We start from the raw sequence: 16,862 nt of genomic DNA on the forward strand, positions 1-16,862 counted from the left end.
CATCACGCCAGGTCGCGCCGGTAGAGCCAGAAGACGCGCTCCGCTCGCGCGCCCACCGCGCGCGAGTAGAACCGCAACGGCCCCACCCACCCGATCTGGGCGCTGTCCTGCCCCGCCGCCCGCTGCTCCGCCAGGCACCGGCGCAGCAGCACCCGGCCCAGGCCGAGCCCGCGCGCGGCGGGGGCGGTGCCCATCGGGCCGAACCAGGCAGGGCGCGCGCCCCAGGCGGCGAAGCCCAGGATCTCGCCGTCGCGCTCGGCGTAGTGCAGCCCGGACGCGGTGACCGCCTCCCAGGCCCACCGCTCGTTCCAGTGCTCCTCGACGAACGCGGCCACCCGCGCGCGGTCCTCCCCGGCCGCGCGCACGGTGACGCCCGCCCGCTCCAGGCGCGCCGCCTCGTCCTCGGTGGACAGGTCCACGCCCAGGTCGGCGGTCATGTTCCAGGCCACGTGGTAGCGCTCGTAGCCGAGGCTCTCGGCCAGGCAGGCGGCGGCGGTGTAGCGCACGTCGATGCCGGGCCAGGCGTAGCACGGCGGGTTCCCGGCGAAGCGGGCCTGGCGCGCCCCCTGCTCCCGCAGCCAGTCCTCGGCCGCGCGCACGAGCGCCGTCCCGCGCCCCTCGCCTCTGGCCTCCGGACGTACGGCGAGCAGGTCGAGGTGCCCGACGGCCGGATCCTTGTCCGACATCGAGGCCAGCACCACGCCGCCGTCCACGGCCAGCGCCGTCCACCGCCTGCCCTCCGGAGGGTGCGACAGGTGCCGGACCAGGGCGGCCGCCTCTCCGGTGTCCAGGGTCAGCGCGGCCTCGGCGATCGCGGCCGCCTCGGCGAGCCGCGCCGGCTCGACAGAGAACATCACACCTCGCTCATCGGGCGGGCGATCACGCTGCGCCGCTCGGGGTAGAAGCACGCGTGCTCCTGCGGCACACCCTCGGTGACCTGCAGCAGCGGCCGTTCATCCGTGCACCGCTCCTGCCGGAACGGGCAGCGCGGGGCGAACAGGCAGCCGTCCTCCGACCGGCTGTCGTCCAGCGACTCCAGCGGCACCACCGGCTGCTCGCCGGGCAGCTCCAGGCCGTGCAGCACCGGGATCGCCGACAGCAGCGACTGCGTGTACGGGTGCACCGGGTCGGCGATGATCGTGTCCACGGGGCCGCGCTCGACGACCTGGCCGCGGTAGATCACGTACAGCTCGCCGTCGTCGCCGATGTAGCGGGCCGTGGCCACGTCGTGGGTGATGAACAGCACGCGCACGCCCAGCCGCTCGCGCAGGTCCTTCAGCAGCGCCAGGATGCCCAGCCGGAGCGAGACGTCGATCATCGAGACGGCCTCGTCGGCGACCAGCATCTCGGGGTCCACGGTCAGCGCGCGGGCGATGACGACCCGCTGCCGCATGCCGCCGGAGAGCTGGTGCGGGTAGCGCGACAGCACCGTGCCCGGGTCGAGGCCGACCAGCGTCAGCACCTCGGCCGCCCGCTCCTCGATCCACGACTTCGGCCGGCCGGTCTGCCTGGCGCGCAGGCTCAGCGGGGCGTGCAGCGTCTGGTGGATGGTCCTGGTCGGGTTCAGGGCCGAATACGGGTCCTGGTGGATCATCTGGATCTTGCGGAAGTGCGGCTGGCGCTGCTTGGGCTTGAGCGCCGACATGGACACGCCGTCGATCGCGATCTCACCCTCGTCGTACGACTCCAGCCCCGCGATGATCCGCCCCAGCGTCGTCTTCCCGCAGCCGGACTCCCCGATGAACGAGGCCGCGCCGCCCTTGGGGATGGCGAAGTCCACGCCCCGCAGCGCCCGCACCTCGCGGGCACCGAGCAGCTTGCCGCGCTGCTTGAAGGTCTTGACGACCCCGGTTCCGGTGATCATGCGTGCTCCTTCACGGTCACGGTCACGGCGTGGCAGGCCACGGTGCGCGGGCCGTCGGCCACCGCCTGCGGGTCCACGGTGTCGCACACGTCCATGCGCAGCGCGCAGCGCTCCCTGAACACGCAGCCCTCCTTGGGCACCGTGGCCAGCGTCGGCGGCCGGCCGGGCAGCGCCTGGGCCTCGTCGATGTCGCCGACGAGCCGGGGGATGGCCCGGATGAGGCCCTTCGTGTAGGGATGCCGGGGCGCGCCGAGCACTTCCCGGGTGGGGCCCTGCTCGACCAGGCGGCCGCCGTACATGACGGCCAGCCGGTCGGCGACCTCGGCCACCACGCCGATGTCGTGCGTGATGACGAGCGTCGTCAGGCCGCGCTCGGCGTGCACCTCGCGGACGATCTTCAGGATGTTCGCCTGGGTGATCATGTCGAGCGCGGTCGTGGGCTCGTCCAGCACGACCAGGTGGGCGTTGAGCACGAGGGCCAGCATGATGCCGACGCGCTGGCGCATGCCGCCGGACAGCTCGTGCTGGTGCGAGTCCAGCACGCGGGCGCCGTCGAGGCCCATCCTGCCCAGCAGGTCCTTGGCCTCGCGGACCAGGCCGCGCAGGTCCTCCACGCCGTGCGAGCGGCCCAGGTCGAGCAGCTGCTTGCCGACCGTCTTGAGCGGGTTGAGCGAGTTCTGCGCGGCTTGGAAGACGTAGCCGATATGCCGGCCGCGCGCCTTGCGGAGCTGCTCGCCCGCCAGCCCCACCACGTCACCCAGCCCGTCGATCTCGACGCGGCCCGCCGCGATCCTGCCGGGCGGCTGGACGGCGTTGAGCAGCGACAACGCCAGCGTCGACTTGCCGGACCCGGACTCGCCCACGATGCCGGTGATCGAGCCCGGCTCCAGCGTCAGGTCGATGCCGCGGACGGCGGGCAGCTCACCCGCGGGGGTCTTGTAGACGACCGTCAGGCCGTCGATGCGCACTCCCGGCGCTTGCTGAACCACGTGCCTACTCCTCGCGCAGCCGGGGGTTGAAGATCTCGTCCATGGCGTCCACCACGAGCACGATGGCCAGCGTCAGCAGCAGGATCGCCAGCAGCGGCCCCAGCAGGTAGCCGAGCGCGGTCGGCGTGACCATGGCGCCGGCCTGGAAGACGGCCAGGTTGAGCATGACGCCCCAGTTGTCCGACTCGTACGGCAGCACGCCCAGGAAGAACAACCCCACCTGCGAGTAGACGGCCCCGGTGACCGAGATCAGCATGTTCATCGCGATGTACGGCGCCATGCTCGGCAGCAGCTCCCTGCCGATGATGTGCGACGTGGACAGCCCCAGCCCGCGCGCCGCCTCGATGAAGCCCCGCTCGCGCAGCGACAGCGTCTGCGAGCGCACCGCCCGCGCCACGCCGCCCCACCCGAGCAGCCCCAGCACCAGGCCCATCTGCAGCGGGCTGCCGAACTGCCACACCGTCGCCAGCACCAGCAGCAGCGGCAGGCCGGGGATGGTGAGCTTCATGTCGGTCAGCCGCATGAGGACGGTGTCCCAGCGGCCCCGCTTGAACCCGGAGAACAGGCCGATCGCGGTGCCCGCGACGACCGTGATGAGCGCGGTGACCGCGGCGGTCAGCAGCACGTACCGGGAGCCCTTGACGACCAGCGCGAGCACGTCGCGGCCCTGCGGGTCGGTGCCGAACCAGTGCTCCCAGCTCGGCGGCTGCGTGATCGAGGAGGTGTCGCCCGGCAGGTGCTCCGGCAGGAGCATCGGCCCCACCACGGCCATCAGGATGAAACCGGCGAGGATGACCACCCCGGCCATCCGGCTCGGCTTGCGCTTCATGACCCGCCACACGCCGCGCCAGAAGTTGCGCCGCATGGTCGAGGCGGCCGACGCCGTCTCGGGGACGAGTGTGGCGCTCACGACGCCTCCTCTCCGCTGCGGACCCGTGGGTCGATCACGGTGTAGAACAGGTCGGCCACGATGTTGGCGAGGATGGTCGCGACCGTGATCAGCAGGAACGCCCCGCTCATCAGCGCGTAGTCACGATCCTGGACGCTGCCGATCAGCAGCCAGCCGAGCCCCGGATAGTTGAAGATCTTCTCGATGAAGACCGCGCCGCCGAGCAGCAGGCCCAGCGACAGGGCCAGCAGCGTGAACAGCGGCAGGATCGCGTTGCGCGTGATGTAGCGGAAGACGATCGAGCGCTTCATGCCGCGCAGCTCCGAGGCCAGGATGAAGTCGTCGCCGAGCACGGTCACCACGCTCGACTTCATCGCCAGGATCCAGCCGCCGTACGCCGACAGCGCGTACGTCACGACCGGCAGCACGGCGTGCTCGGCCATCGAGCCGATGTAGCCGGCGTTGAAGCCCGGCTCGTACAGGATGTCCACCGTTCCCTCGGCGGGCAGGATCGGGATCAGCGTCGCGAAGATCACCACGAGCAGCATCGCGAGCACGTACTGCGGGATGCCGTGCAGCAGCGAGCCGGAGATCGCCAGCGCGTCGCCCAGCTTGCCGGTGCGCTTGATGGCCGCGAACACGCCGAGGATGATCCCGACGAGGAAGCTCAGCAGCGTGCCCAGCAGCACCGGTAGAACGGTCCACTTGGCCGCCTCGGTCAGCACGTCCAGCACCGGCGTGCCCGGCCTGCTGACGGAGACGCCGAGGTCGAGCCGGAACAGGCCGCCGAGGTACTCGGTGTACTGCTGCCAGAGCGTGCCGTCGGGCTGGAAGCCGTACAGCACCTTCACGGCCTGGCTGGCTGCCTGCGGGGCCATGCCGCCTTCGATGAGCTTCTCGTACCGGGCGGCCATGGGGTCGCCCGGGATGTTGTTGACGATGAAGAAGGTGATCGTCGCCACTACGAGGATCATGACGACACCGCGGGCCAGGTGGCCCGCGAGTCGCCGTGCGATGAGCGTCATAGGCTACTGCTTCGCCTTGATCAGACCTTGCTGGATCCACACGCCCGCCATCAGGACGTTGCCGCCGCCGCGCAGCAGCTCGTCGTCCTTCGGCCAGCCCGTGAAGCGGTTGTTGTTGACGAACTGGGTGTTGACGTAGTCCCAGAGCTGGATGACCGGCAGGTCCTGGTTGGCGGCCTTGGCGAGCTGGGCCATGATCGGCTTGGCCTCCGCGTCGCCGACCGAGTTGAGCTTGGCGGTCAGCTCACCGGGGTTGATCTTCGCGCCGTCGACCTCGATCTCCTCGGGGCCGCCCATCCAGTTGCCGTTCTTGCCGGGCGCCGCGTGGGTCACCTTGTTGCCGATGTTCGTCCAGCCGTTGGAGGCGCCGTAGAGGCGCTGGTAGATGTCGTACGGCGCCGGGCCGAGCGCCATCAGCCAGAAGCCGACGTCGTACTTGCCGGCGTTCAGCTCCGACAGGTAGAGCGGGTAGTCGGCGGTCGTGACGACCTCCGCGTCCACGCCCGCCTTGGTGAGCTGGGTCTTGATGTTCTCCTGCGCCGACAGCCAGTCGGAGAAGCCGGCCGGCGCGTGCATGGACACCTTCCAGGCCGAGCCGTCGGCCAGCGTCCACTTGCCGTCCTTCTTGGTCAGGCCGGCCTGCTCGAACTCCTTCTCGGCCTTGGCCACGTCCGGCTTGTACGGCTCGAGCTGCGGCAGCGTCTCCGGGATCCACGCCTGCGCGGCCTTCTGGTGGATGCCGCTGGTCGTGACGGCCGGCGTGCCACCCTCGGGCGAGGCGACCTTCGTGACCTCGTCGCGGTTGATGAGGTAGGCCAGGCCGCGGCGCACGTGCACGTTGTCGTACGGCTTCTTGGACTGGTTGAAGGCCATGCTCACGGCGACCGGCGAGTAGCCCTTGATGATCTCGTTGCCCGGGGCCTGCTTGATCCGGTTCATCACGTCGGTCGGGGTGGCGGTGAAGCCCGCCTGGTCGAGCTTGCCCTGCGTGAGGTAGTTCCAGATCTGCTCGTTGCCGGTGTAGTTGAGGAACTTCACCTGCGCGGGCGCGACGTTCGCGGCGTTGTAGAAGTTCGGGTTCTTGACCAGCAGCGCCTCGGACGGGTTGACCCGCTCCAGCACGAACGGGCCGGCGGAGACGTCCTTCGGCGGCGCGAAGGCGATGACCTTCTCACCGAGGGCGGTGATCTCCTCGCGCGCCTTCTCGGCGTCCGCGCCGTCTCCCCTGGCGGCCTTCAGCTTGTCCCAGAAGTCGGCCGGCAGCACGCTGCTCCACACGTGCGCGGGCAGGACGTTGGTGTCGAGCACGCCACGGGCGAACTTCGGGCTCGGGTTGGCCATGTCCTGGGTGATCTTCAGGGTCTGCGGGTCGACGACCGTCACGTCGGCCGCCGCGCCCGCCGCGCCCGGCGTGATCGAGAAGGCGGTGCTGCCCTGCGTGTAGGCGATGCCGATGGACATCTTGACGTCCTCGGCGGTGACCGGCTTGCCGTCGGACCACTTGGCGTTCGGCTGCAGCTTCAGCGTGATGGAGGAGTTGTCGGGCGCGATCTCCCAGCTCGCCGCGATGCCGGGCAGGGCCTGGTTCGGGTCGGTCAGGTGGTTCTTGACCCAGCCGATCCGCATCGCGTTGAAGCCCACGAAGGCGTTGCCCTTGGGGTTGTACGGGTTGGCCGGCGCCGTCGCCTCAAGACCCGTGCGGGTCACGTCGATCGTGGTGAAGAGCCCGCCGCCACCACCGCCCGAGCCGCCGGACTTGTTGGTGGTGCCACCACTGCACGCCGCAGTCGCGGTGGCAAGGCCCAGCAACGCCACTACCGCTGCCAGTCGCTTCATTTGCCGCTCCGGGGGATGTCTCTAGGGATTGACCGGACATTACGATCGGGCCCGATCGGCGTCAATAATCTCCAGAGGTTGTGAGGCTAATGTAACTTTCCTTCATGAGTGTATGGACTGGTGCTTATCTCCATCAAGTGCCTGTTCAGGCCATGACCAGGACCGCGGCCCCGTTCACCCGATCGGCCGCCAGGTCGCCCAGCGCCCGGTCCGCCTCCTCGAACGCGTACGGCACCGCCATCACGTGCGGCGGATGCGCCAGCGCCAGCTCCAGGTACGCCCGCCCGTCGGCCCTGGTGTTGGCGGTCACGCTGCGCAGCGTGCGCTCCTGGAACAGGTGCCGCTCGTAGTTCAGCACCGGCACGTCCGTCAGGTGGATCCCCGCGACCGCCAGCGTCCCGCCGCGGTCGAGTGCCTCCAGCGCCGGCGGCACCAGCTCGCCCACCGGCGCGAACAGGATCGCCGCGTCCAGCGGCTCCGGCGGGGGACCGCCGGTGGCCGAGGCGGCGCCCAGCTCCAGCGCCAGCTCCCGCGACGCGGCCGACCTGCTCACCGCGTGCACCACCGCGCCCTGCGCGATCGCCGCCTGCGCCGTCAGGTGCGCCGACGCCCCGAACCCGTAGATGCCCAGGCGCCCGCCCGGCGGCAGGTCGCACCGGGCCAGCGCCCGGTAGCCGATGATCCCGGCGCACAGCAGCGGCGCCAGCTCCACCGCCGGGCGGTCGCCGGGCAGCGGATAGACGTAGTCCGCGGGCGCGGCGACGTACTCGGCGTAGCCGCCGTCCGCGTCCCACCCCGTGTAGGTCGAGCGCGGGCACAGGTTCTCCATACCCCGCCGGCAGTAGCGGCACGTGCCGCAGGTGGAGCGCAGCCACGCCACCCCCACCCGCTCGCCCGTGCCCTCCACCCGGCCCACCACCTGGTGGCCGGGCGAGGTGCGCGGGCGGCGCGGCGCCAGATCGCCCTCCGCCAGATGCAGGTCCGTCCGGCACACGCCGCACGCCTCCACCCGCACCAGCACCTCGCCGGGCCCCGGCGCCGGCACCTCCCGCTCGACCAGCTCCAGAGGCCCCGACGCCATCGGGCCCGGCCGCCCGACCACCCAGGCGCGCACGTCAGGCCGACAGCCGCGCGTACGCGAGCTGCGCGTAGAGCGCCGCCCCGTCGGGCAGCACCGCGTCGTCGAACACCGCCTCGGGGGAGTGGTTGTACGGCGCCGTCGCCGGATCCCGGTCCGGCGGGCACGCCCCCAGGAACACGAACGCGCCCGGCACGTTCTCCAGCACGTACGAGAAGTCCTCCGACCCCATCACCGGCTGCGGCGAGACGAAGTAGCGCCCCGGCCCGAACAGCTCGTCGGCCGTCCGCCCCACGAACCCCGCCTCGCCCCCGTCGTTCACCGTCACCGGGTAGCCGTCGTTGAACGACGCCTCCACCTCCAGCCCGTGCGCCGCCGCGATCCCCCGCACGACCTCCACCAGCCGCCGCTTGACCAGCACCCGGTTGTCCCTGCTGAACGTGCGCACCGTCGCCTCGAACCGGGCGTCGTCCGGGATCACGTTGTCGGCCGAGCCGCCGTGGAAGCTGCCCACCGTCACCACGACCGGGTCGAACACGTCGAACGTCCTGGTCACCATCGTCTGCAGCGCCGTCACCATCTCGCAGCCCGCCTGGATCGGGTCGAGGGAGCGGTGCGGGCTCGACCCGTGCCCGCCGCGCCCCTTCACCGTCACGCAGAACGTGTCGGCCGCCGCCATGATCGGCCCCGGCCGCGACGCGAACAGCCCCGGCGGCAGCATCGCCGACACCACGTGCATGCCGTACGCCGCCACCGGCCGCGCGCCCGCCGCGTCCAGCACGCCCTCCTCGATCATGTACCGGGCGCCGTGATGCCCCTCCTCGCCCGGCTGGAACATGAAGATCACATCGCCGGCCAGCTCCTCGCGCCGCCCGCTCAGCAGGTGCGCCGCCCCCGCCAGCATCGCCGTGTGCAGGTCGTGGCCGCAGGCGTGCATCTGGCCGGGCAACTGGGAGACGTAGGGCAGATCGTTCTTCTCGGTCACGGGCAGCGCGTCCATGTCGCCGCGCAGCAGCACCGCGGGGCCCGGCCGCCCGCCCCGCAGCACCGCGGTGACCGAGCTCAGCTTCGTGCCCGTCCTGATCTCCAGCGGCAGCCCCTCCAGCGCCGCCAGCACCTTCTCCTGGGTGCGCGGCAGGTGGAGCCCCAGCTCCGGGGTCGTGTGCAGCGAGTGCCTGAGCCGGACCAGCTCGTCCCGCAGGTCCTGGGCGGATTCAGAGAACGACATGAAGAACATTGTTCATGTGCCGGGCGGGAAGTCGATAAGGCGCGCTCGGTACGATGGGCCACGTGACTCAGCGTAAGCGGATCGACTCCTGGTTGTCCGACATGGACGGCGTCCTCGTCCACGAGGGACGACCGGTCCCAGGTGCGGACGAATTCATCAAGCGGCTCAGCGAATCCGGCAAGAAGTTCCGGGTGCTGACCAACAACTCGATCTACACCCAGCGCGATCTGTCGGTACGCCTGGCGGGCGCGGGCCTCGACGTGCCCGCCGAGTCCATCTGGACCTCCGCCCTGGCCACCGCCCAGTTCCTCGACGACCAGCGCTCCGGCGGCTCGGCGTACGTGATCGGCGAGGCCGGGCTCACCACGGCGCTGCACGAGGTCGGCTACGTGCTGACCGACCTCGACCCCGACTACGTGGTGCTCGGCGAGACCCGCACCTACAGCTTCACCCAGATCACCCGCGCCATCCGGCTCATCGAGGGCGGCGCCCGCTTCATCGCCACCAACCCCGACCCGATCGGCCCCTCCACCGAGGGCTCCCTGCCCGCGTGCGGCGCCGTCGCGGCCATGATCACCAAGGCGACGGGCGTGGAGCCGTACTTCGTCGGCAAGCCCAACCCGCGCATGATGCGCAGCGCGCTCAACGAGATCGAGGCCCACAGCGAGACCACGGCCATGATCGGCGACCGGATGGACACCGACATCGTCTCGGGCATGGAGGCCGGGCTGTTCACGATCCTCGTGCTCACGGGGGTCACCCAGCGCCACGAGATCGACCGGTTCCCCTACCGGCCCTCGCTCGTCGTGGACTCGGTGGCGGACCTGATCGACCTCATCTGACCGCCCATACCTGACGCTCGCTGACAGGTACGCATGACAGGCTCGGCCCCATGACCCGCGTCTACCTGGAGACAGGCCCGAAAAAGGTGTTCGCCTGCGCCCTCGACTGGCCCGGCTGGTGCCGCGTCGACAAGGGCGAGGAGGCGGCGCTCGACCGGCTCATGGACTACGCGCCCCGCTACCGCGTCATCGCGGAGCGGGCCGGCCTGGCGTTCGAGCCCGGCGACCCCCGGGTGGTGGGGCAGGTGCGGGGCACCTCGATGACCGACTTCGGCGTCCCCTACGAGGTGCCGGACCTCGACCTGGAGCCGTTGCCCGCCGCCGAAGCCGAGCGGTCGGTGGCGCTGGTGCGGGCCGCCTGGGAGCTGTTCGACGAGGTCGCCGCCGTCTCGCCCGAGGAGCTGAGCAAGGGCCCGCGCGGCGGCGGCCGCGACCGGACGAAGATCGTCGACCACGTGGAGAGCGCCGAGCGCGCCTTCGCCAGGAAGGTCGGCGTGCGGCACAAGCCGTACAAGTCGGTCGCGGACCGGGACGCGATGCGGGCGGAGCTGGCGCAGGTCCTGTCGCGCCCGTGGCAGCCGCCGGCGGCGACCGGCTGGCCGCCCCGCTACGCGCTGCGCCGCATCGCCTGGCACGTCATCGACCACCTGTGGGAGATCGAGGACCGCCGGTGACGACGGGTGGAGATACCTCCACCCGCTTGTAACCTCTGCCGCCGGCCGGGTGGAAAGAACCACACCCGGCCCTCCTCCCGCACGCCTCGCCTCACGACGGCCTGCGATCATGGGTTGACGGGAGGTCGTACGGCGGGAAAAGGCAGGAGTGCGTGGACATACGGGCGGAGATCCTCGATCTGAAACTGCGCGTCGAGGATCTCGAGACCGCCGCTGAGCGGGTCAAGGAGTCACAGGAGCAGGAGGCGCTCCTGCGCGAGGTCATCGACCGGACCAAGAGGGCGCAGGCCGAGATGAGCGCGCTCAGAGCCGACCTCGCCGAGGTCAGGAAGCTGCTCGGCGGCGGCGGGCCGGGCGCGGAGGGCGACGTGCGCACCGAGATCGCCGTCGAGTTCGAGGTCATCCGGTCGAAGGTCGAGCACGAGTTCAACTTCCTGCGCTCCGAGGTCATGGACCTGGCGATCAAGGTCGACCGGCTGACCCCCGACGAGTGACGGACTCTCAGAGGGAGAGCGCGGGGTCCATCGTCTCGGCCGGGCAGACGCTCAGAGCGAGAGTGCGGGCTCCATCATCTCGGCCGGGCAGAGTTGCCTGATCACGTTGCGCACCTGCGTGCGCAGGCCGGGAGCGGCCAGCCGGCCCGCCTCGTCGAAGTGCGGCCACGTCGGCGAGATCACCAGCTCGGCCCCCATCACGACCGCGCCGGCGCCCAGGAGCTGCTTGTACAGCTCCGCCTGCGCCCACATGGCCCCGCAGGCCCGCGCGCTCGCGCTCATCACCGCCACGTGCTTGCCCGACAGGCCCTCGCGCGCCGCCATCCAGTCCAGCGCGTGCGTCAGCTCCACCGGCAGCAGGCTGTGCTCGGGCGCGGTCAGCAGGACGGCGTCACCGCCCGCGACCAGCGTGACGAGGTCCCTCGCCGCGGCCGGCACGGGCCCCGGTCGGTAGGCCGGGATCTCGCCCAGTCCGCGCCACACCTCGAAGCCGACGCCAGGCGGCAGCTCGCCGCCCGCCGCGTCCAGCAATCTGGTGATGAATGACCCCGCGTGGAGGCTGGCGGCGATCCCGATGATTTTCACCCTCTGCTCCCCAGGGGTTCCGGTGTTACCGAGAACCTGCCCGATGTGCCGGATGTCCAAGACCATCTGCTGGTCAAGAGGGGCACAGACATTCCCGTCCGTACGGGATGCCGGGCACGCCGAAGGGGGCACCGGCGCTTGGGGGCTTGCTGCGGCGCCGGGTGCCGGGACGTGCGGAGGGATGGTGCGGAGGGGTGGTGCGGCCCTGCTGGCGGGCCATCCTTTCGCGGGCGGGCCTTGCTGGCGGGGCCTCCTTTCGCGGCGGCCCTACTGGCGGGCGGCGGCGCGGGCGCGGCGCTCCTCGCGGCGCTCCACGAACCGGGCGGCCGTGGCGTCCGCCTTCGCCAGGAACGCCGACAGCTCCTCGCGCGCCTTCTCACCCTCGGCGTCGAGCCCGGTCTTGTCGAACACCGACCACTGGCGCAGCACCGGCATGAGCACGTCGTCGAGGTGCAGGCGCAGGTCGTAGATGCCCTCGTTCGCGATGATCATGGCCTTGCGGGCGAAGCCGTCCATGCCCTGGCCGGGCATCTGGAAGGTGGTCACCACGTCGGTCACGGCGCGCATGGTCTGGTTCGGGTCGAGCTCGAAGGCCGCCTTGAGCAGGTTGCGGTAGAAGAGCATGTGCAGGTTCTCGTCGGCGGCGATCCTGGCCAGCAGCCGCTCGCAGCCCTCCTCGCCGGACGCCCGGCCGGTGTTGCGGTGCGCGATGCGGGTGGCGAGCTCCTGGAAGGAGACGTACGCGAGCTGCTGCAGCATCGTGTTGTACTCCGTCATGAAGCCGCTCTCCATGTGCGCCATGCGGGCCCGCTCCAGCGCCACCGGGTCCACGGCGCGGGTGACGGTGAGGTAGTCGCGCAGGGCGGTGCCGTGGCGGTCCTCCTCGGCGGTCCAGCGGTGCACCCACGTGCCCCAGGCGCCGTCGCGGCCGAACGTCGTGGCGATCTCGTGGTGGTAGCTGGGCAGGTTGTCCTCGGTGAGGAGGTTGACGATGAGCGATACGCGGGCCGCCTCCGGGATCTTGGAGTGGCCCTCCTCCCAGGCCTCGCCCCCGTAGATGCCGTCGAAGTTGCGGCCTTCGCTCCACGGGATGTACTCGTGCGGGAACCACTCCTTCGCCACCTTCTCGTGGCGGTTGAGCTCGACCTCCACGACCGGCTCGAGGGCGTGGAGGAGCTCCGTCTGAGTCATCGCCATAAAAGATCTTCTCCTTCAGGTTACGGTACCGTAGGTTAGGCTACCGGAAGGACATAACGGTCAAATAAGGTGTATGTATGCGACCTAGTGTCCGTGGTGTCCTGCTCGACCACGACGAGCGCCTGGTTCTCTTCCGGCGCACGGTCCCGGGCCGCGCCCGCTACTGGTCCGTGCCCGGCGGCCACGTCGAGCCGGAGGACGGCTCCCTGGAGGACACGCTCCGCCGCGAGCTGCTGGAAGAGCTCGGCGCGACCGTCTCCGACGTGACCTTCCTCGTCAGCGTCTCCTACCCGTGGCAGGGCGAGGTCAAGACCCAGCACGTGTTCGGTTGCCGGCTGGTGTCCATGGACCCGGAGCTGCGGCACGGCCCCGAGTTCGAGGATCCGTCCCGGGGTCTGTACGAGGTGGAGCGCGTCCCGCTGCGGCGCTCGGAGATCTTCTCCCGCAACCTCATCCCGCAGGCGGTGGCCGGCTACCTCTCGGCCAGCATCACCGCCCTGCCCCGCCTCATCGGCTGACTTCGCTCACCCTTCGGGCGGGGCCGCGGCGAGCGGCCTTCGGGCCGGCTGCGGCGAGCCGCCTTCGGCGAGCGGCCTTCGGGCCGGCTGTGGCGAGCCGCCTTCGGCGAGCAGGCCGAAGAGCGATTCGAGCCGTTCGGCGAGCTTCTCCGGCTCCGCCTCGGCCAGCGCCGTCGTGCCGAGGACGCGGCGCATCAGCCAGACCCCGGCCTGCACGGAGAGCATCAGCTCCGCCCGCACCCCGGCGTCCGGACCGCACAGCTCCTCGTTGAGATGCCGCCCGGCGTGCAGCGCGATGGCCTCGCGCATGATCCGCGCCGCCTGCGGATTGGCCGCCGACCTCAGCATGAGCAGGAACGGCCCCAGCTCCTCCGCCTCCGGCGCCGTCCGCCGCACCAGCGCCCGCGCCGTCTCGCCGGGAAGCTCCGCGCCCGTGCCCGCGATCACCGTGCGCGGCGCGAACGCCACGTCGACGGCCTCCGCGAACAGCCGTTCCTTCGATCCGAAGTAGCGGTTGATGAGCATCGCGGTCACGCCCGCGCTCTGGGCGATCTCGCGCACCCCCACGCCGTCGTAGCCGTGCCGGGTGAAGGCGGCGACGGCCGCGTCCAGGATGGCCTGCCGGGTGGCGGCGGCGTCACGGCGGCGCCTGCCGGGTGCGGGATCGGTCATGTCTACGAGTGTATACTTCCTGGCGAAGTCTACGACTGTAGACATGGCTGACGAGGTGAGGACACCATGGATCTGCGACTGACAGGCAAGCGCGCGCTGGTCACCGGCTCCAGCTCCGGGCTGGGCGCGGCCATCGCCAAGGCGCTGGCGGACGAAGGGGCCGACGTCGTCGTCCACGGCCGCGACCGCACGCGGACCGAGGCCGTCGCCAAGGCCGTCCGGGCGGCCGGGGGCGGCGCCGCCGTCGCGATCGGCGACCTGGCCACCGACGAGGGCGCCGCCGCCGTGGCCGCCGCCGCGCTGGCCGGCGGGCCGATCGACATCCTGGTCAACAACGCCGGCGCCTACCCGCACGCCTCGTGGAAGGAGGCCACCGCCGCCGACTGGAGCCGGACCTACGAGATCAACGTCGTCTCCGCCGTCCGCATGATCCTGCGCGTGGTGCCCCGCATGCACGAGCGCGGCTGGGGCCGCGTCATCCAGATCGGCGGCGGGCTCGCCCTCCAGCCGGGCGCCGACCTGCCGCACTACACCGCCACCCTGGCCGCCCGCCACAACCTCACCGTCTCCCTGGCGCGCGAGCTGAAGGGCACCGGCATCACCGCCAACACCGTCGCGCCCGGCGCCATCCTGGTCGACTCCGTCCAGGAGCTCCTGACCGGGCTCGCGCCGGCCCGGGGCTGGGGCGAGACGTGGGCGGAGATCGAGCGCAACGCCATCGAGGAGCTGGCGCCCAACGATATGGGGCGCATGGGCAGGCCCGAGGAGATCGCCGCCGCCGTCCTCTACCTCAGCGGCCCGCTCGCCGACTACGTCACCGGCACCACGCTGCGGGTGGACGGCGGCGCCATCCGCGGCGTCCACTGACCGCGCGGACAGTGCCTACCGGCCGTGCGTACGGCGCCTACCGGCCGGGCGTACAGGGCCTACCGGCCGTGCGTCGCAGGGGTCTACGGGTCGCGGCGCAGGCGCTTGACGTCGGAGCGGTGCTTCTTGGCGGCGATCCGCCGCTCCACGGCGCCCCGGCTGGGCTTGGTCGGGCGGCGGCGCTTGGGCGGCGGCGCCACGGCCTCGCGCAGCCGCTGCGCCAGGCGGTGGGCGGCGGCCTCCCGGTTGCGGAGCTGGGAGCGGTACTCAGAGGCCGCGATCGTGATCGTGGCGGACCCCAGCCGCTCCAGGGCGCGCGCCTTGAGCGCGGGCGGCAGCGCCGTGCTGCCGGCCACGTCGAAGGTCAGCTCCACCCGGCTGTCGGTGGTGTTGACACCCTGGCCGCCCGGACCTGAGGAACGGGAGAAGCGCCAGACGAGCTCGATGTCGGGGATGACGATCGAGTCGTTGACGACCAGCGGGCCGGGCATGCGCGGAGCTCCCGTTCTCGAAGAAGAAGCGGCTGTAGTGACATGTCACCGTATCCGGCGGGCCCATGCCGACCGCAACGGTATTTCCCCGGACCGGGGCCGCCCGTTCTGCAAACCGGCTGCAAGCGGCGTGTGCCAGTATTCCGGCAAAAAGATCACGGGGAGGCGCGGTGGCCGTCATCGTCGGCGTGCACGGGATCGGCAAGTACAACTACTACCTCGAAGCAGGCAGGTCCGCGACGGGGGCGGCCGAGGCCATGCGCCGGAAATGGGACCGCTACCTGCACATCGGGCTCGGTGGGGAGCCTCGGGCGTACTTCGCCGAGATCGCCTACTTCTCCCACCTGCTGCACGACGGCGACGACGGGTACGGCGCCTACGGCGGGGACGCGCCGAGGAAGGCGATGGAGCTGCAGGCCCAGCAGGTGCTCGTCGACTGGGCCCGGCACCTCGGCGTGGGGGAGCACGTGACGGGGGCGCTCAAGTCGTTCACCGGCTGGCTGCTGGAGCGGCTGGACAGCCGGTCGGCCGCCTTCGCCAAGCTGTTCGCGCCCGAGGTGGCCGCGTACCTCACCGACCAGGCCAGGCGCGAGAAGTCGCGGCGGGCCGTGGCCGAGTGCATCAGGAAGAACCGGCCGAAAGTGGTGATCGCCCACTCGCTCGGCAGCGTCGTCGCCTACGAGGCCCTGTGGGCCGAGCCCGACCTGGAGGTGGACCTGCTGCTGACGCTCGGCAGCCCGCTCGGCATGCGCAACGTCATCTTCGAACGCCTCCTGCCCGCCCCCGTCAACGGCCGCGGCGAGCGCCCCAGGAACGTCAAGCGCTGGGTGAACATCGCCGACAAGGACGACATCGCGGCCATCCCGCCCGCCCTGGCCGCCAGCTTCACCGGCGTGGACGTCGAGCAGCTCGTCAACCTCGACTGGATCGACTTCCACACCGCCGAGAAATACCTGGGCTGCCCCGCGCTCGACCCGCATCTGCGACCATTCCTGGCATGACGTGGATAGTCTTCGACTACGGCGGTGTCCTTTCCCTGCCCCAGCCCGACTCCGACGCCGAGGCCATGGCGCGGGCCGTGGGGGCCGAGCCTGAGGAGTTCAAGCGCGGCTACTGGGAGCACCGCCTGGAGTTCGACCGGGCGAGCCTGACCCCGCACACCTACTGGGCGGCGGTGCTGGGCCGGCCCGCCACGCAGAGCGAGGTCGCCCGGCTCGTCGCCATGGACGTCGCCAGCTGGGCCTATCCCAACCAGGGCACGATCGCCCTGCTCGGCGACCTGATCGAGGCGGGCACGGACGTGGCGCTGCTGTCCAACGCGCCCGTGTGCGTCGGCGACGGCCTCGACGAGCTGCCCTGGATCGCCGCCATCGGCCACCGGTTCTACAGCGGCAGGATGGGCCTGGTGAAGCCCGACCGGGAGATCTACGACGCGCTCGCCCAGGGGCTCGGCGCCGACCCCGCCGAGATCGTCTTCATCGACGACCGTCCCGAGAACGTCGAGGGGGCCGAGCGGGCGGGCATGACGGGCCTGCGCTTCACCGACGCCGCCGCACTCCGTACGGCACTGGAGAGCGTGCCGCGCGCCCGCCTCTGACAGCCAGGGGCGCCGC

At 71.3% G+C, this 16,862-nt stretch carries 19 protein-coding genes; 7 read left to right on the forward strand and 12 right to left on the reverse strand.

The features are described 5' to 3' along the window. Positions 1-2: 2 nt before the first annotated feature. From KIS93_RS60310 to KIS93_RS60345, 8 genes are all read right to left on the reverse strand, one after another. Positions 3-854, reverse strand: a complete 852-nt coding sequence (locus KIS93_RS60310) for a GNAT family N-acetyltransferase (RefSeq protein ID WP_080040820.1) — start codon at positions 852-854, stop codon at positions 3-5. Next, complete coding sequence (locus tag KIS93_RS60315; protein WP_080040819.1) at positions 854-1,864, reverse strand: ABC transporter ATP-binding protein; 1,011 nt, start codon at positions 1,862-1,864, stop codon at positions 854-856. Before KIS93_RS60315 ends, KIS93_RS60310 begins: the two co-directional genes overlap by 1 nt. Then, positions 1,861-2,853, reverse strand: coding sequence for an ABC transporter ATP-binding protein (locus tag KIS93_RS60320; protein ID WP_230466379.1), 993 nt, complete (start codon positions 2,851-2,853; stop codon positions 1,861-1,863). The genes KIS93_RS60315 and KIS93_RS60320 overlap by 4 nt, the downstream gene beginning before the upstream one ends. Before the next feature lie 4 nt (positions 2,854-2,857). Next, positions 2,858-3,763, reverse strand: coding sequence for an ABC transporter permease (locus tag KIS93_RS60325; protein ID WP_080040817.1), 906 nt, complete (start codon positions 3,761-3,763; stop codon positions 2,858-2,860). Then, positions 3,760-4,767: an ABC transporter permease gene (locus KIS93_RS60330; protein WP_080040816.1), complete on the reverse strand. Its 1,008-nt coding sequence runs from the start codon at positions 4,765-4,767 to the stop codon at positions 3,760-3,762. The genes KIS93_RS60325 and KIS93_RS60330 overlap by 4 nt, the downstream gene beginning before the upstream one ends. Positions 4,768-4,770: 3 nt before the next feature. Further along, positions 4,771-6,603: an ABC transporter substrate-binding protein gene (locus KIS93_RS60335; RefSeq protein ID WP_186405137.1), complete on the reverse strand. Its 1,833-nt coding sequence runs from the start codon at positions 6,601-6,603 to the stop codon at positions 4,771-4,773. Positions 6,604-6,748: 145 nt separating this feature from the next. Then, the gene (locus KIS93_RS60340; RefSeq protein ID WP_080040814.1) at positions 6,749-7,717 is read right to left on the reverse strand and encodes a zinc-dependent alcohol dehydrogenase family protein; all 969 of its coding nucleotides are present in this window, start codon (positions 7,715-7,717) and stop codon (positions 6,749-6,751) included. A gap of 1 nt (position 7,718) precedes the next feature. Continuing rightward, the gene (locus KIS93_RS60345; protein WP_080046986.1) at positions 7,719-8,909 is read right to left on the reverse strand and encodes a M20 metallopeptidase family protein; all 1,191 of its coding nucleotides are present in this window, start codon (positions 8,907-8,909) and stop codon (positions 7,719-7,721) included. A gap of 53 nt (positions 8,910-8,962) precedes the next feature. On the opposite strand from KIS93_RS60345, the gene KIS93_RS60350 reads away from it, so the two are divergent. The 3 genes from KIS93_RS60350 to KIS93_RS60360 all read left to right on the forward strand — a co-directional run bounded on the left by KIS93_RS60350 (position 8,963) and on the right by KIS93_RS60360 (position 10,919). Further along, complete coding sequence (locus tag KIS93_RS60350) at positions 8,963-9,751, forward strand: HAD-IIA family hydrolase (protein ID WP_206066382.1); 789 nt, start codon at positions 8,963-8,965, stop codon at positions 9,749-9,751. A 50-nt stretch (positions 9,752-9,801) separates the two neighbouring features. Next, entirely contained in the window at positions 9,802-10,425 is a 624-nt protein-coding gene (locus KIS93_RS60355; RefSeq protein WP_080040813.1) for a hypothetical protein, read from the forward strand. Between the two features lie 152 nt (positions 10,426-10,577). Next, positions 10,578-10,919, forward strand: a complete 342-nt coding sequence (locus KIS93_RS60360) for a hypothetical protein (protein ID WP_080040812.1) — start codon at positions 10,578-10,580, stop codon at positions 10,917-10,919. Positions 10,920-10,970: 51 nt separating this feature from the next. Here the strand turns inward: KIS93_RS60360 and KIS93_RS60365 are convergent, their stop codons facing one another. Then, positions 10,971-11,504 (reverse strand): NADPH-dependent FMN reductase, encoded by a 534-nt coding sequence (locus KIS93_RS60365; RefSeq protein WP_168005713.1) that lies wholly within the window; start codon positions 11,502-11,504, stop codon positions 10,971-10,973. A 267-nt stretch (positions 11,505-11,771) separates the two neighbouring features. Continuing rightward, complete coding sequence (locus tag KIS93_RS60370) at positions 11,772-12,701, reverse strand: acyl-ACP desaturase (protein ID WP_080040810.1); 930 nt, start codon at positions 12,699-12,701, stop codon at positions 11,772-11,774. Between the two features lie 77 nt (positions 12,702-12,778). On the opposite strand from KIS93_RS60370, the gene KIS93_RS60375 reads away from it, so the two are divergent. Then, the gene (locus tag KIS93_RS60375; RefSeq protein WP_080040809.1) at positions 12,779-13,219 is read left to right on the forward strand and encodes an NUDIX hydrolase; all 441 of its coding nucleotides are present in this window, start codon (positions 12,779-12,781) and stop codon (positions 13,217-13,219) included. Between the two features lie 6 nt (positions 13,220-13,225). On the opposite strand, the gene KIS93_RS60380 is transcribed toward KIS93_RS60375, so the two are convergent. Further along, positions 13,226-13,891, reverse strand: a complete 666-nt coding sequence (locus KIS93_RS60380; protein WP_080040808.1) for a TetR/AcrR family transcriptional regulator — start codon at positions 13,889-13,891, stop codon at positions 13,226-13,228. 66 nt (positions 13,892-13,957) lie between these two features. Between KIS93_RS60380 and KIS93_RS60385 the strand changes: the two genes are divergently transcribed. Continuing rightward, the gene (locus KIS93_RS60385) at positions 13,958-14,758 is read left to right on the forward strand and encodes an SDR family NAD(P)-dependent oxidoreductase (RefSeq protein WP_080040807.1); all 801 of its coding nucleotides are present in this window, start codon (positions 13,958-13,960) and stop codon (positions 14,756-14,758) included. Between the two features lie 83 nt (positions 14,759-14,841). Here the strand turns inward: KIS93_RS60385 and arfB are convergent, their stop codons facing one another. Further along, entirely contained in the window at positions 14,842-15,249 is a 408-nt protein-coding gene (gene arfB / locus KIS93_RS60390) for an alternative ribosome rescue aminoacyl-tRNA hydrolase ArfB (protein WP_080040806.1), read from the reverse strand. 170 nt (positions 15,250-15,419) lie between these two features. On the opposite strand from arfB, the gene KIS93_RS60395 reads away from it, so the two are divergent. Together KIS93_RS60395 and KIS93_RS60400 are read left to right on the forward strand one after the other, a co-directional pair. Beyond that, positions 15,420-16,250, forward strand: coding sequence for a hypothetical protein (locus KIS93_RS60395; RefSeq protein ID WP_080040805.1), 831 nt, complete (start codon positions 15,420-15,422; stop codon positions 16,248-16,250). Further along, positions 16,247-16,846, forward strand: coding sequence for an HAD family hydrolase (locus KIS93_RS60400; protein ID WP_080040804.1), 600 nt, complete (start codon positions 16,247-16,249; stop codon positions 16,844-16,846). Before KIS93_RS60395 ends, KIS93_RS60400 begins: the two co-directional genes overlap by 4 nt. Positions 16,847-16,862: the final 16 nt, after the last annotated feature.

The sequence above is a fragment of the [Actinomadura] parvosata subsp. kistnae genome (assembly GCF_900323885.1).
Taxonomy (GTDB): domain Bacteria; phylum Actinomycetota; class Actinomycetes; order Streptosporangiales; family Streptosporangiaceae; genus Nonomuraea; species Nonomuraea composti.

What these genes read in the sequence shown, in the direction of transcription:
- KIS93_RS60310 (WP_080040820.1), bottom strand. Translation starts at nt 854, where the DNA reads ATGTTCTCTGTCGAGCCGGCGCGGCTCGCCGAGGCGGCCGCGATCGCC.
- KIS93_RS60315 (WP_080040819.1), bottom strand. Translation starts at nt 1,864, where the DNA reads ATGATCACCGGAACCGGGGTCGTCAAGACCTTCAAGCAGCGCGGCAAG.
- KIS93_RS60330 (WP_080040816.1), bottom strand. Translation starts at nt 4,767, where the DNA reads ATGACGCTCATCGCACGGCGACTCGCGGGCCACCTGGCCCGCGGTGTC.
- KIS93_RS60335 (WP_186405137.1), bottom strand. Translation starts at nt 6,603, where the DNA reads ATGAAGCGACTGGCAGCGGTAGTGGCGTTGCTGGGCCTTGCCACCGCG.
- KIS93_RS60345 (WP_080046986.1), bottom strand. Translation starts at nt 8,909, where the DNA reads ATGTCGTTCTCTGAATCCGCCCAGGACCTGCGGGACGAGCTGGTCCGG.
- KIS93_RS60350 (WP_206066382.1), top strand. Translation starts at nt 8,963, where the DNA reads ATGGGCCACGTGACTCAGCGTAAGCGGATCGACTCCTGGTTGTCCGAC.
- KIS93_RS60355 (WP_080040813.1), top strand. Translation starts at nt 9,802, where the DNA reads ATGACCCGCGTCTACCTGGAGACAGGCCCGAAAAAGGTGTTCGCCTGC.
- KIS93_RS60370 (WP_080040810.1), bottom strand. Translation starts at nt 12,701, where the DNA reads ATGGCGATGACTCAGACGGAGCTCCTCCACGCCCTCGAGCCGGTCGTG.
- KIS93_RS60375 (WP_080040809.1), top strand. Translation starts at nt 12,779, where the DNA reads ATGCGACCTAGTGTCCGTGGTGTCCTGCTCGACCACGACGAGCGCCTG.
- KIS93_RS60380 (WP_080040808.1), bottom strand. Translation starts at nt 13,891, where the DNA reads ATGACCGATCCCGCACCCGGCAGGCGCCGCCGTGACGCCGCCGCCACC.
- KIS93_RS60385 (WP_080040807.1), top strand. Translation starts at nt 13,958, where the DNA reads ATGGATCTGCGACTGACAGGCAAGCGCGCGCTGGTCACCGGCTCCAGC.
- arfB (WP_080040806.1), bottom strand. Translation starts at nt 15,249, where the DNA reads ATGCCCGGCCCGCTGGTCGTCAACGACTCGATCGTCATCCCCGACATC.
- KIS93_RS60400 (WP_080040804.1), top strand. Translation starts at nt 16,247, where the DNA reads ATGACGTGGATAGTCTTCGACTACGGCGGTGTCCTTTCCCTGCCCCAG.